This is a genomic window from Rahnella sp. PD4 (assembly GCF_049199325.1).
In the GTDB taxonomy this organism is placed as follows: domain Bacteria; phylum Pseudomonadota; class Gammaproteobacteria; order Enterobacterales; family Enterobacteriaceae; genus Rahnella; species Rahnella perminowiae.
Genome location: NZ_JBLZQF010000001.1, coordinates 998,151 through 1,010,281 on the forward strand (window position 1 = coordinate 998,151; position 12,131 = coordinate 1,010,281).

Annotated in this window: 12 protein-coding genes; 4 read left to right on the top strand and 8 right to left on the bottom strand. The window is 50.4% G+C overall.

Going from position 1 to position 12,131, the window contains the following annotated elements:
- The first annotated feature begins 120 nt into the window (after positions 1-120).
- Complete coding sequence (locus tag ACOZIO_RS04540) at positions 121-342, top strand: DNA-binding transcriptional regulator (RefSeq protein WP_072071578.1); 222 nt, start codon at positions 121-123, stop codon at positions 340-342.
- Between the two features lie 521 nt (positions 343-863).
- A complete protein-coding gene (locus ACOZIO_RS04545; protein WP_421594988.1) occupies positions 864-1,919 on the top strand; it encodes a phage integrase in 1,056 nt (351 codons plus the stop codon).
- A gap of 314 nt (positions 1,920-2,233) precedes the next feature.
- On the opposite strand, the gene ACOZIO_RS04550 is transcribed toward ACOZIO_RS04545, so the two are convergent.
- The 4 genes from ACOZIO_RS04550 to ftnA all read right to left on the bottom strand — a co-directional run bounded on the left by ACOZIO_RS04550 (position 2,234) and on the right by ftnA (position 4,538).
- Positions 2,234-2,569, bottom strand: a complete 336-nt coding sequence (locus ACOZIO_RS04550; RefSeq protein ID WP_129951771.1) for a YebY family protein — start codon at positions 2,567-2,569, stop codon at positions 2,234-2,236.
- Positions 2,570-2,618: 49 nt separating this feature from the next.
- The gene (copD, locus tag ACOZIO_RS04555; protein ID WP_129990496.1) at positions 2,619-3,503 is read right to left on the bottom strand and encodes a copper homeostasis membrane protein CopD; all 885 of its coding nucleotides are present in this window, start codon (positions 3,501-3,503) and stop codon (positions 2,619-2,621) included.
- A gap of 3 nt (positions 3,504-3,506) precedes the next feature.
- On the bottom strand, positions 3,507-3,893 hold the full coding sequence (gene copC / locus ACOZIO_RS04560; RefSeq protein ID WP_205951570.1) for a copper homeostasis periplasmic binding protein CopC: 387 nt from the start codon (positions 3,891-3,893) through the stop codon (positions 3,507-3,509).
- A 138-nt stretch (positions 3,894-4,031) separates the two neighbouring features.
- Positions 4,032-4,538, bottom strand: a complete 507-nt coding sequence (ftnA, locus tag ACOZIO_RS04565) for a non-heme ferritin (RefSeq protein ID WP_421594989.1) — start codon at positions 4,536-4,538, stop codon at positions 4,032-4,034.
- A 405-nt stretch (positions 4,539-4,943) separates the two neighbouring features.
- Between ftnA and ACOZIO_RS04570 the strand changes: the two genes are divergently transcribed.
- Positions 4,944-5,174, top strand: a complete 231-nt coding sequence (locus tag ACOZIO_RS04570; protein WP_013576177.1) for a DNA polymerase III subunit theta — start codon at positions 4,944-4,946, stop codon at positions 5,172-5,174.
- Between the two features lie 20 nt (positions 5,175-5,194).
- Here the strand turns inward: ACOZIO_RS04570 and pip are convergent, their stop codons facing one another.
- From pip to dbpA, 4 genes are all read right to left on the bottom strand, one after another.
- The gene (gene pip, locus ACOZIO_RS04575) at positions 5,195-6,151 is read right to left on the bottom strand and encodes a prolyl aminopeptidase (RefSeq protein WP_129951774.1); all 957 of its coding nucleotides are present in this window, start codon (positions 6,149-6,151) and stop codon (positions 5,195-5,197) included.
- A gap of 437 nt (positions 6,152-6,588) precedes the next feature.
- The gene (locus ACOZIO_RS04580) at positions 6,589-8,637 is read right to left on the bottom strand and encodes a S9 family peptidase (RefSeq protein WP_421594990.1); all 2,049 of its coding nucleotides are present in this window, start codon (positions 8,635-8,637) and stop codon (positions 6,589-6,591) included.
- Between the two features lie 133 nt (positions 8,638-8,770).
- Complete coding sequence (gene yebF / locus ACOZIO_RS04585) at positions 8,771-9,136, bottom strand: protein YebF (protein WP_129951776.1); 366 nt, start codon at positions 9,134-9,136, stop codon at positions 8,771-8,773.
- 161 nt (positions 9,137-9,297) lie between these two features.
- The gene (gene dbpA, locus ACOZIO_RS04590; protein ID WP_421594991.1) at positions 9,298-10,680 is read right to left on the bottom strand and encodes an ATP-dependent RNA helicase DbpA; all 1,383 of its coding nucleotides are present in this window, start codon (positions 10,678-10,680) and stop codon (positions 9,298-9,300) included.
- Positions 10,681-10,938: 258 nt separating this feature from the next.
- Here dbpA and purT point away from each other — a divergent pair, with 258 nt between their 5' ends.
- Positions 10,939-12,117, top strand: a complete 1,179-nt coding sequence (gene purT, locus ACOZIO_RS04595) for a formate-dependent phosphoribosylglycinamide formyltransferase (RefSeq protein WP_129951778.1) — start codon at positions 10,939-10,941, stop codon at positions 12,115-12,117.
- The last annotated feature ends 14 nt before the right edge of the window (positions 12,118-12,131 follow it).

Below are 12,131 nucleotides of genomic sequence, written 5' to 3' on the forward strand. Positions count from 1 at the left end.
CAGATATATTGAGAATAAGACGTCCGAAATACAATGTAAATCACTGTAATATAAGATGTATGCTTTTCTTTGTGACATACAATGACCGCATCTGATTAAAATGATTGCATGGTGATTATTATGATGCACTGCCCGAAATGCCAACACGCAGCACACGCACGTTCCAGCCGTTATCTGAGTATCAATACCAAAGAACGTTATCACCAATGTCAGAATATCAATTGCAGTTGCACGTTTAAAACCCATGAGTCTATTGCGGACATCATTGTTGAACCTGGCACCGTTCATGCTGTTCAGTTGCATCCTGATAAACATAGTCAGCAGTCCCTTCAAATACACTAAGACTAAGACCAAGCCCGCGAAAGCGGGTTTGGTTATTCCTGGCATTAGAAAATAAGAAATGACGGGTTCTTTAACAAGCATCAAAGTGAGATGACATTTAACTGCGTAGTACCTTCGTTATTCTTCTAATATTCATTACGACAACTCATAGCAGTTTTTACTGTGCCGTTAATTCCGACTCTCACTAAAGTGATAAATAAAATGTGTAAACAAGCCCTCTTCTTAGTGGTAGCGTCATTTCTTACTGGTTGCACAACCGTAAGTGAAATCAATCGTCCAGGCGGGGTTAAAGAGTATTTGATTGGTTGTGGTGCTTCTACCGGCTGGGGTGTTTGCTACGAGAAAGCAAACACCCTCTGCCCAAATGGATACATTGACGTATCTAAAGAGCCTGGCTTCAATCGAAAAGAACTCACCATTCAATGTAAGTAACCCCTCTGCATGTATACACGCGACTAAATCAAACATTTACACTGGTTTTATATACAGTAAAATTCACATTCTCAAAAAAGGAGGATGTGATGAGTGTAAGAAAACTGTCTACAGGCAAATGGTTATGTGAGTGCTACCCGAACGGACGCGAGGGCAAGCGATGCCGCAGGCAGTTTGATTCCAAGGGTGAAGCCGTTTCTTTTGAAACTTACACCATGGAACGGGCGAAAAACAAACCCTGGCTGGGTGAGAAGGAAGACCGGCGGAAGCTGAGCGAACTGGTCGATCTCTGGTACAGCCTGCACGGCTGCTCTCTGAATGATAAAAAGGGACGGCTAGGCAAACTGAAGATTATCAGCGCGGGAATGGGTGACCCGATCGCCAGCACAATCACACCAAAGGACTGGGCGCACTATCGCGATCAGCGACTGCGCGGCGAGATTGATAATGGCTACAGTACCAGTCTGGCGACCCGTAAAGTTTCCACCGGCACGGTGAACTGTGAGCATGCTTTTCTGCGGGCGGTATTCAATGAACTGAAACGACTGGGGGAATGGTCGCTGCCAAACCCTCTCGAGAATATCCGCGAGTTTGATCAGCCGGAACGTGAAATGGCATGGCTGACTCAGGAACAAATTCTGCTGCTCATGGCCGCCTGCAAACAACATGGAAATGACGAATTAACGCTTATCGTTAAAGTCTGCCTTTCGACCGGCGCACGGTGGAACGAGGCGGCCAAAATCAAAAGCTCGCAGATTTCGCCCTACAAACTCACCTTCATCAATACCAAAGGTAAAAAGAACCGTACCGTTCCCCTCTCCCGCCCTTTGTATGACGAACTGATCGCCCGTAAAGGTGTGTCCTTCTCGCCCTGCTATAAACAGTTCTATCGGGTGATCAGGCTGGCCGGTATTGAGCTGCCAGAAGGACAGATGACGCACGTTCTGCGGCATACGTTCGCCAGTCATTTCATGATGGCCGGCGGCAATATTATCGTGTTGCAACGCATCCTCGGGCACTCAGATATCCGCGTCACGATGCGCTATGCGCACTTCGCTCCGGATCACCTGGAAGACGCTATTCACCTGAATCCGCTGGCTCAAATGGGTGGCGACAAAGTGGCGACAGAAAGTCCAAATGAGTAGCATTGAAGGTAACAAGAAGTGGTTTAAGTGATTGTTTTAACGATAAGTTATTGATTTAAGAAATGTTCAAAAAAAAGACCGAATACGATTCCTATATTCGGTCTAGGGAAATGGCTCTTGGGAGAGAGCCGTGCGCTAAAAGTTGGCATTAATGCAGGCGGTTAAGCCGTACAACTTAAAGCGTAGACGACAGATGGCTATTTTCCACCCAGTTTGAAACATAGTGATAATAACAATGATGTATTATTTTCATTGTGTGACAACATACGCAAAACATGGAAGTTACATCAGTCATTTATCGTCGGCACGGCCATTCAGCAAAGTGATCTCGCTTTGGCAATAAAGGGAGCCAGACTCATTTTCTGTCCCGGATTCTGCGGGTCATCAAGCCAGATTTTCTCCAACGGCACGGCCTGGACCTGATGGTTTTTGACCTGCTCTTTCGCCACATCATTCAGAGGATATTGCGCCAGCGTACTGTCGTTAATCACATACAGCGCATTACCGGGGCGGCATTGCAGCATCACTTCTTCACGGGTAAAAGCCCAGGTTTTACCGTATTGCAGACGGCTGATCGTTTCCAACTGGGGTGCCGCGAAACTGCTGGCAGATAAGGTCAGCAGCACGCAGGCTAGCAGTGTTTTCCTCATGATTTTTCCTCGATGATATTTAATTCCTGATACCTGTCAGATAACCCGTTCAGCGCGGTGCCAGTGTGGCAAACACACTCACCAGCAGTAAAACACCCAGCGCCAGCCCCCATTCGAGCCAGGTCATCATGACAAAATAATGTTGTGCCCTGTCGGGATCTTTACTCATTAATGGCACCAGCCGGTAACGGTTAAACACAGCCACGGCCACCATCATCCCGACCATCAACACTTTGACCACCAGAAGGCGCTGGTAAAGTGATGTCATATCAGTCGGCCAGCGCTGTAAAATAATGGTCGTATTGATGATACCGGTAAGGATAACCAGCGCGACGGCAGCCTGTCCCCAGAGCGAAAAACGGATAAGTGTGGCAAGCGCATACGGCCTTGCCGCAGGCTGTCGGGTATACCACATGCAAGTCAGTAACGGCAGTAGACACCCGAACCAGTAAGCCGCGCTGAGCAGATGCACCACATGATTGCTTCGCTGGATAACCCCAAGTATACCTTCATGCATCGCGGCATGGCCGACCAATGCCTGGCTCATCAGTAAACCGAATGAGCATAGGAAAATCAGCATATTCCGCACAGGCAGCCAGTCCATCAGAAGCACCAGCAACAGCGCGGCCGTCAGTAATAAATGCCAGCGCCAGACTTCACCAAATGCCGTTGTTAACACCAGCAACCAGACATTCAGGTTCAGCGCATCGCCCCATCCGTTGCCCATCAGCGCAGCCTGAATCGCCAGCATACCGACCGAAGTCACAGCCGCGACAAAAGCAGAGCAGATCATCAGGGTCTGGTTTTTGCGCAGCAACACCGCTGAGAAACCGGCAGGTGTCAGCAGCGAACAAAAAACACTCAACCCAAAGATTTGCATCAGCGAAGCAAAATGCGCAAACCGACACAGAACGAAAAGTACAGTCAGGCTCATCGCTTATTTAACAGTGAAGCTGTACTGACCGTGCGTTTTATGACCATCGACGGAGACAACGTTCCACGAAACAATATATTTTCCCGCATGCAACGCATCGGAGAGTGGCAGAACGGCCTGAGTATTATCATTCGCTGCCAGCGCCATTTTACCGGTTTTAACCGCTTTCTGGCTGGCATCCGTCAGGGTGATCTTGCTGAAATCAGGCTCGATGCCTTCACTGAATCCGAGAGACAGTTCAGTCGGGCTGACGGTTAAAACCGAATCTGCCGCAGGGGTTTCCGTTTTCAGATGAGCATGAGCAGAAGCTTGCTGTGAGATAAATCCGCTCAGCATAACGGCTGAGACTGTCAGGACACGGCAAAGAGAAGTGGTTTTTTTGAACACGATGATTCCTTGGCTTGCTTAACGATGAATTTATAACGCCGTCACTTTAGCGCAAACTGCCGTAAAACGTTTGCCAAAAAGACATAAAAAAACGCAGAGGCGGAAGCACTCTGCGTTTTTGTGGACACCCCTGATCGGAAATTAGCCTGTCGGGGTTTGTGCCACCATATTTTTGAGATCTTTATCAACGAAGAACAAACCGTTACCGGTATTGCTGACCAGTGCCAGTTTATCAAGGACAGATTTGAACAGCGTCTCTTCTTCATGCTGCTCAGCAACGTACCATTGCAGGAAGTTGAAGGAAGAATAATCTTTCAGCGTCATGGACAGATCAGCCAGTTCATTGATTTTCTGCGTGATCAGCTGCTCATGTTCGTAAGTTTGCTTGAACAGATCGGTCAGGGATTCAAAGGCAACCGGCGGAGCGGCAATCGCCCCCAGCAAAGGCAGAGCACCGGTATCGCTGACGTATTTGAACAGGCGATGCATATGGTCCATTTCTTCCATTGAATGCTGTTTCAGGAAAGCAGCGGCACCTTCGTAACCTTTGTCGCTGCACCATGCACTCATCTGCAAATATAAATTGGCAGAATAAAACTCGAGGTTCAGCTGTTCATTAAGCTGATCAATCATTTCTTTTTTAAGCACGGCACGGCTCCATAAATTAAATTAAAGCAGGTGGGGGATTTATTTATCTGCATTATGCCCGTATCAATACAAAATAAAAACACCCGATTCACATTAATATTCACCGCAATAACAATTTAATTTAAGCCACTGATTTAATGAGTGTTTTTAAAAAATAAAATATCCAAAAATGATAATCATTAACATACAGAAGCGTATTAAAAAGGAATCATTCTTATTTGAGATATTAATTACCCCGCCTTATTGTAGATATTTATCATTTACCTTTTGTGAATGGTTCTTATTCACTCATTAGAATTATCCGCATTCTTTGTTAGCTGCGCGGAAATAAAAGCAAAATCGCAATATTCACGCTGACCCCAGCCTCGGGTACAATGTGGCAAAATCGATCATCAGGAAGCAGTTATGAGCATCAATCTGGCTGAAATCAGCAAAGAAGAAATGGATCGTATCAACGTCGACCTTGCGGCCTCCGCGGTGGCCTTTAAAGAACGCTACAACATGCCGGTTGTCGCTGAGATGGCGGAACGCGAGCAGCCTGCGCATCTGCGCACCTATTTTCGGGAACGGGTGATGTTTTATCGCGGGGAATCACATAAGTTCTCCCGCTTACCTTATGAGCCAAAGCAAAAGTAAACGGGAGTCGCAGGGGAAGGTTAGCGCCGCGCGGCGAAACGCTGGTTGGTACGGATCAGTTGATCGAGAATGCCGGGCTCGTCGAACGAATGCCCTGCCCCCTCAATGATGTGCAACTCCGCTTCCGGCCATACCTGCGCCAGATCCCACGCATTTTGCACCTGGCATGCCATATCATATCGACCATGCACAATGACGGCCGGAATGTGGCGAATACGTTCGACATTTTTCAACAACTGGTCATCACTTTCCAGAAAACCCAGATGCGTAAAATAGTGGTTTTCAATACGGGCAAACGCCAGCGCGAAATTGTCCTCACCAAAGGATGCCGCACCTTCCGCAGGCAGCAGCGTCACGGTTTCCCCTTCCCACAGGCTCCAGATTTTAGCGGCCTCAAGCTGAACAGCGCGATCGCCGGATGTCAGACGGGCCCGGTAAGAAGCAATCACGTTTTTACGTTCTTCTTGCGAAAGAATCGACAAAATACGTTGCCACTTTTCCGGGAAGAAACGGGAAGCCCCGTCCTGATAATACCAGGACAGCTCCTGCTTACGTAACGTGAAGATCCCGCGCAATACCATCTCGCTGACATGTTCAGGATGCGTCTGAGCATACGCCAGCGCCAGCGTTGAACCCCATGAACCCCCAAACACCAGCCATTGGTCAACGCCGGCCATTTTACGCAAACGCTCAATATCTTCGACCAGATGCCAGGTTGTATTGTTTTCCAGACTGGCGTGCGGTTTTGAGCGTCCGCATCCACGCTGGTCAAACAGCATGACGTCGTAATCATTGGGATCAAACAATTGACGGTGTACCGATGAACAGCCGCCACCGGGCCCGCCGTGGAGAAATACTGCTGGCTTGCCTTTCGGGTTTCCGCTGCGCTCCCAGTAAATTTGGTGACCATCCCCCGTATCAAGCATGCCACTGGCATAAGCTTCCCTGGGCGGATACAACCCTTTTAATTTTGGCATGACATTTCCTGTTCTATTTGGCCAGTGTATTGATTGATGTGCATTCATCTTCATAACAGCGCATCGGCTAGCCCACGACAAGATGTTATGAGCAAAAATCGTTATTTTGCATGCCGTTCGCATACTTATCGTGCAGTTTCACTTACTGCCCCGGCCGTAACATCGATAAAGCAGCCAGGCAGGAGCGAAGAAAATTCACAAAGACGCTTGCAACCGGAGCGGTTTAAGCAGTAAATAGCAGAGCAACCCAATCCACCAGCTTTAAGAGAGGCGAATATGAGTAAAGGAATGGATAGCAAAAAAAATGCGAAGAAAAAGCCACTGAAGACCCCGGCCGAAAAAAAGGCTGAGAAAAAAGCCAAGAAAGCTTCTGCTTAACAATGGACTTCGTAGAATAAACCCGCCGAGAGCGGGTTTTTTTATTTCCCCTTCATACTTCAGCGCACAGAGGCGTTGTCTGCCAGGGCGAGCACAAAAGCATATTCCAGCGCGATATCTTCGTAAGCTTTGAATCGTCCGGATTTCCCGCCGTGGCCGGAATCCATATCGGTATGCATTAACAACAGGTTATCGTCGGTTTTGAGCTCGCGTAATTTTGCTACCCATTTTGCTGGCTCCCAGTATTGTACCTGCGAATCATGCAAGCCGGTGGTGACCAGCATATGCGGATAGGCCTGTGCGCGAACCTGATCATACGGGCTGTATTGCAGCATATAATCATAATATGCTTTGTCGTTCGGGTTGCCCCACTCGTCATATTCACCGGTGGTCAGGGGAATGGATTTATCAAGCATGGTGGTCACCACGTCAACGAACGGCACCTGCGCTACAATGCCGTGATACAACTCTGGCGCCTGATTAACGATCACCCCCATCAGCAATCCACCCGCACTGCCGCCCATGGCGTAAACCTGTCCGGCGTCACCGTAGCCTTCCGCGACCAGTTCTTTGGTCACATCAATGAAGTCATGGAATGTGTTAAGTTTATTGAACAGCTTGCCATCGTCATACCATTGCTGGCCCAGTTCTGCGCCACCGCGGATGTGCGCCAGTGCGAAAACAAATCCTCTGTCGAGTAAACTCAGGCGGCTCCCGCTGAAAGCCGGATCCATACTGCTGCCATAGGATCCGTAACCGTAAACCAGTAACGGGTTTTCATTCGGCTTGAACAGTTCACGGCGATACACCAGTGACACCGGGACTTTCACTCCGTCACGGGCCGTAACCCAGACACGTTCGCTACGATAATTTGCCGCATCAAAATCTTTCACTTCCTGCTGCTTGAGCAACGTACGGTCATGCGTATCCAGATCGAGTTCAAACAGTGAGCTCGGCATAGTCATTGAAGAGTAACCATAGCGCAGCAATGCGGTGTCCGGATCGGGGTTATACGCCAGCCAGGTGGTATAGGTCGGATCGTCAAATGCCAGCGATTTTTCTTCCCCTGTTTTCCAGTGAATCTGACGCAACTGCGTCAGTCCCTGATGGCGTTCTTCCACCACCAGCCAGTCACGGAACAGGCTGAAGCCTTCAAGCATCACTTCGATACGCGGCGCAATCAGCGTTTGCCAGCGGGCTTCGACACCGTCTTCGCTTTTATATAAGCCGAAGTTTTTGCCATCTTTATTAGAGCGGATGTAGAAATGCCCGAGGTAATGATCGAGAGCATATTCATGATCTTTACGGCGCGAGAGGAATACCTGTGGTTTAGCCTGCGGATCATCGGCATCGAGCAGCAGTATCTCTGAGGTTGTGGTGCTGTCCAGATGGATCAGAATATATTTTTCTGACGTGGTTTTATCCAGTCCGACGTAAAACGTATCGTCTTTTTCTTCATATACCAGCTTGTCAGTTTTCGGATCGGTGCCGATCACGTGCCGGTAAACCTGATACGGCAACAGGGTTTTCTTATGTTTGCGGACGTAATACAGCGTTTGTGAATCGTTCGCCCACTCACTGCTGCCGGAGGTGTTTTTCAGCAGATCCTCCGTCCAGGTTTCATCATCGAGCTTTTTGATGCGGATGTCATACTGGCGGCGGGAAAGAAAATCTTCTGCCACCGCCATCAGCTGATTATCAGGGCTGATATCGAGACCGCCCAGCGTGTAAAACTCGCTGTCTTTGGCCCGCTCATTACCATCGATCAGCGTGCTCCAATTTTCATGTTCTGCTGCAAGCTGGCGCAGATAAATGGCGTATTCGTTGCCCGGCTCATAACGGGTCTGATAGCGGTAACCATGTTTGACGTAGGGAACGGAATGATCCTGTTGCGCGATGCGCGCAACCATTTCGCCGTACAGGGTTTCGCGCAATGCCTGATGCGGTTGCATGGTCAGCCCGGTAAATTCGTTTTCGGCCGTCAGATAAGCCAGAACCTGAGGATCGGCGCGGTCATCATCACGCAGCCAGTAATAATTATCGACACGGTCATCGCCGTGGACGCTCAAAATTTGCGGGCGTTTTTCAGCCTTTGGAGGTGTCATCATCGCGGGATCTCTTTGTCCTCTTTGTGGTGTGATAAGAGTGACAGGTTTAGACGGGGAAACCAAGAGACGTCGATGCAGGGGAAATAATGCGTCCGCGAAGAAATCACGGACGCAATCAGAGCCTTAATACCGGCTATAACGGCGCGCTATAGCTGATTTCGCCTATCTGGCAGTTAAGGGTTACCTGGTAGGTTTTATCTGTGTGATCACCGCGTACGGTTAACGGGACATTCCATTTTGCATTACTGCCGCTGATGCTGTCAGTCACCACCCAGGCCACCGGCGTGGACGTCCCAAGCGCTTTTTTATCTGCATCCCAGCGCGGGATACGGTTTTGCAGGAAATCACGTTTAACCAGTGCAGCCACATCCTCTTTGGTTGCCGTGGAACAAGGCGTTACAGTTGCCGTTCTCACTTCAGGCTCATCGGCCTGCGCAATCTGGCTCAGCCCGCTCATGCCTGCCGCTGCGACCACAACGCCCAAGATTATCTTTTTCATCGTTCGTCTTCCCAGTCTTTGTCGTTCATTCAGTTGACCCTGCCGGACAATATCCCTACATAACGCATGGTCATAATGTGCGTTAGTTAATATAATCCTCAACAAGGCAATAACACAACATTAACAATAAGACGCCCGACATAAAGCGAAAAGAAACGCTGTTAACGCAAGATAATGGCTTTGCAGTTTTTGCCTTTGATCTTCCCTTCCTGCAAACGTTGCAACGCCTTCTTCGCGCTCTTCTGACGAATCGCAACGTAAGCGTGAACCGGGAACATATCAATTTTTCCCACTTCAGCGGCGGTCAGCCCGGCATCACCGGTCAGCGCGCCCAAAATATCACCGGGGCGGATTTTGGCTTTACGGCCACCGTCAATGCATAACGTTGCCATTTCAGGGTCAAGCGCCACCGGGGCCGCGGCCAGGGCCTGAGCGGCTGGCTGCCAGGTAAAGCGCTGACGCGTATAATCTTCCAGCGCTGTCACACGCGGCATCTCCTGCGGCGTGACCAGGCTGACTGCCAGTCCGCGGGTGCCTGCACGGCCGGTACGGCCCACGCGGTGAACATGAACTTCCGGGTCGAAAGACAGTTCGTAATTAATGACCAGACCCAACTGTTTGATATCCAGCCCGCGCGCGGCAACGTCTGTCGCCACCAGTACGCGGCAACTGCCGTTGGAGAAACGCACCAGTACGCGGTCGCGGTCGCGCTGCTCAAGGTCGCCGTTCAGCGCCAGGGTGCTGATGCCTTTAGCGGTCAGGGCATCACACACCTCCTGACAGTCGCGTTTGGTGTTGCAGAACACCACGCAGGAGGTCGGCTGATGCTGATACAGCACGGCGGCCAGCAGCGATAAACGCTGATGTTTGTCGGCTTCGATGAAAATCTGCTGGATATCAGCGATGTCATCTTCGCCTTCGATTTCAACTTTCAGCGGCTGGCGCTGGAATTTAGAACTGATGCGCTCAATACCGTCGGGATAGGTAGCTGAAAACAGCAACGTCTGACGATCCTGCGGTGTATAACTGACCACATCTTCAATATCTTCGCTAAAACCCATATCCAGCATACGGTCCGCTTCATCCAGCACCAGCACTTTCAGTTCGTCCAGTTTCAGCGTGCCTTTACGCAGGTGCTCCTGAATACGGCCCGGCGTACCCACCACAATGTGTGGCGGATGGACCAGCGATTCAAGCTGTGGCCCGATAGCCTGACCGCCGCACAGAGTGAGGATTTTGATGTTTTGGGTAAAACGCGCCAGACGGCGTAATTCTTTGCTGACCTGATCGGCCAGTTCACGTGTCGGACACAGCACCAGCGCCTGAGCAACAAACTGCGAAACAATAATGCTGTTCAGTAAACCGATACCGAAAGCGGCTGTTTTACCACTGCCGGTTTTGGCTTTGGCGCGGACATCCTGCCCCTGCAGGATGGCGGGCAATGATGCTTCCTGAATCGGGGTCATTTCGGTGTAACCCAGTTCATTCAGGTTAGAAAGTTGCTCAGCGGGCAATGTCAGGGCAGAAAAGGAATGCGTGCTCAAGGCGATAACTCTTTATGTGAGGCAAAAATCGGGGCAGCGGCAGGAAACCTGGCGCCATGGTTTGGCTAAATGATAACAGAGACGCCCGCCGGCTGCCTTAACCGACAGAAAATGGCTAAAAAAATCCTGTAAATTCCGCTTTTATTCCACGCCTGAATCAATCAATGGCACTGCGCAATCGTTTTCGCTGGCAATAATTTCAGATATACTTTGCACCGAAATTCTTATTTTCCCTCACACAGATCTGGGTACGAAGCTATGTTAACCATTGGTACTGCACTGCGCACCGGCGCCACCCGCGTCATGTTATTAGGCTCTGGCGAACTGGGCAAAGAAGTGGCAATTGAATGCCAGCGTCTTGGTCTGGAAGTGATTGCGGTTGATCGCTACGCCGATGCACCTGCGATGCAGGTTGCCCATCGCAGCCATGTTATTAACATGCTGGACGGCGATGCACTGAAACAGGTTATCGAAAGCGAACGCCCTGATTTTATCGTGCCGGAAATCGAAGCGATTGCCACCAGCATGCTGGTCGAGCTGGAAAAACGGGGCCACAACGTCGTGCCTTGTGCTGAAGCAACCCGCCTGACCATGAACCGCGAAGGCATCCGTCGTCTGGCAGCCGAAACGCTGAATCTGCCCACCTCCACTTATCAGTTTGCTGATGATGAAGCCTCTTTCCGTCAGGCGATCGACGCCATCGGCTACCCGTGTATTATCAAGCCGGTAATGAGTTCTTCAGGCAAAGGTCAAAGCCTGATCCGCGGGGCTGATCAGTTGCAGCCGGCGTGGGATTACGCCCAGCAAGGCGGCCGTGCAGGCGGCGGACGTGTCATTGTTGAGGGTCTGGTGAAATTTGATTTTGAAATCACCCTGCTGACTATCAGCGCCGTGGACGGCATTCATTTCTGTGCCCCTATCGGACACCGTCAGGAAGACGGCGATTACCGCGAATCCTGGCAGCCGCAGCAGATGACAGATCTGGCATTGCAACGCGCCAGGGATATCGCCGAGAAAGTCGTAAAAGCGCTGGGCGGTAAAGGTCTGTTTGGCGTTGAACTGTTTGTATGTGGCGATGATGTGATCTTCAGCGAAGTATCCCCCCGTCCGCACGACACCGGTATGGTGACGCTGATTTCTCAGGATTTGTCAGAGTTCGCCCTGCATGTGCGCGCATTCCTCGGCCTGCCGGTGGGCCATATCCGCCAGTTCGGCCCTTCCGCTTCTGCCGTTATTCTGCCGGAACTGACCAGCAGCAACGTGACGTTTACCGGCCTGGAAAATGCACTGACCGGTTACAACCAGATCCGTCTGTTCGGTAAGCCGGAAATCAGCGGCAAGCGTCGTCTGGGTGTGGCGCTGGCAATTGCGGACAACGTTGAGGACGCCGTGGAACAGGCCAAACAGGCTGCGGCTGCGGTAGTCGTTAAAGGCTAAGCCATTTCCGACGC

What these genes read in the sequence shown, in the direction of transcription:
- ACOZIO_RS04540 (WP_072071578.1), top strand. Translation starts at nt 121, where the DNA reads ATGATGCACTGCCCGAAATGCCAACACGCAGCACACGCACGTTCCAGC.
- ACOZIO_RS04545 (WP_421594988.1), top strand. Translation starts at nt 864, where the DNA reads ATGAGTGTAAGAAAACTGTCTACAGGCAAATGGTTATGTGAGTGCTAC.
- ACOZIO_RS04550 (WP_129951771.1), bottom strand. Translation starts at nt 2,569, where the DNA reads ATGAGGAAAACACTGCTAGCCTGCGTGCTGCTGACCTTATCTGCCAGC.
- copD (WP_129990496.1), bottom strand. Translation starts at nt 3,503, where the DNA reads ATGAGCCTGACTGTACTTTTCGTTCTGTGTCGGTTTGCGCATTTTGCT.
- ACOZIO_RS04570 (WP_013576177.1), top strand. Translation starts at nt 4,944, where the DNA reads ATGAGCATCAATCTGGCTGAAATCAGCAAAGAAGAAATGGATCGTATC.
- pip (WP_129951774.1), bottom strand. Translation starts at nt 6,151, where the DNA reads ATGCCAAAATTAAAAGGGTTGTATCCGCCCAGGGAAGCTTATGCCAGT.
- ACOZIO_RS04580 (WP_421594990.1), bottom strand. Translation starts at nt 8,637, where the DNA reads ATGATGACACCTCCAAAGGCTGAAAAACGCCCGCAAATTTTGAGCGTC.
- yebF (WP_129951776.1), bottom strand. Translation starts at nt 9,136, where the DNA reads ATGAAAAAGATAATCTTGGGCGTTGTGGTCGCAGCGGCAGGCATGAGC.
- purT (WP_129951778.1), top strand. Translation starts at nt 10,939, where the DNA reads ATGTTAACCATTGGTACTGCACTGCGCACCGGCGCCACCCGCGTCATG.